This is a genomic window from Paraburkholderia sp. BR14320 (assembly GCF_040948665.1).
Lineage (GTDB): Bacteria > Pseudomonadota > Gammaproteobacteria > Burkholderiales > Burkholderiaceae > Paraburkholderia > Paraburkholderia youngii.
In genome coordinates, this window is record NZ_JBFPKG010000255.1 from 1 (window position 1) to 480 (window position 480).

1 pseudogene is annotated in these 480 nt (G+C 55.4%); it reads left to right on the top strand.

What is annotated here, in order from left to right:
* Positions 1–480, top strand: a pseudogene (locus tag AB3X89_RS40190) (IS6 family transposase); the annotation flags it as partial.

The following is a 480-nucleotide window of genomic DNA, read 5'->3' on the forward strand; positions in this document are numbered from 1 at the left end:
GCGCTTTGCGCCGGAGTTCGTCAAACGGTGGAACCGCTTTAGCAGGCCCACCGGTCAGTCGTGGCGTGTCGATGAGACCTACCTGAAGATTCGTGGTAAGTGGGTTTACCTTTATCGAGCGGTTGATCGGGCTGGCCTGACGGTTGACTTCATGCTTCGTGCGAAGCGCGACGTGCAGGCAGCAGAAGCCTTTTTCAGGAAGGCGATCAAACATCAAGGCCAGCCACCAAACACCATCACGCTTGATGGCAATGCGGCCTCACACCGCGCCGTGCGCGAGATTGAAGGCCGATGGCTTGCTGCCTGGGGACACGAAGGTCAGATCCTCGAAATATCTCAATAATCTGGTCGAACAGGATCACCGCAACATCAAGTCCCGGACGAAAGTCATGCTCGGCTTCAAACGTTTCATGAACGCAGCGATCACTCTGGCCGGCATTGAGTTGATGCATCGTATTCGCAAGGGCCAATTCAATCTCG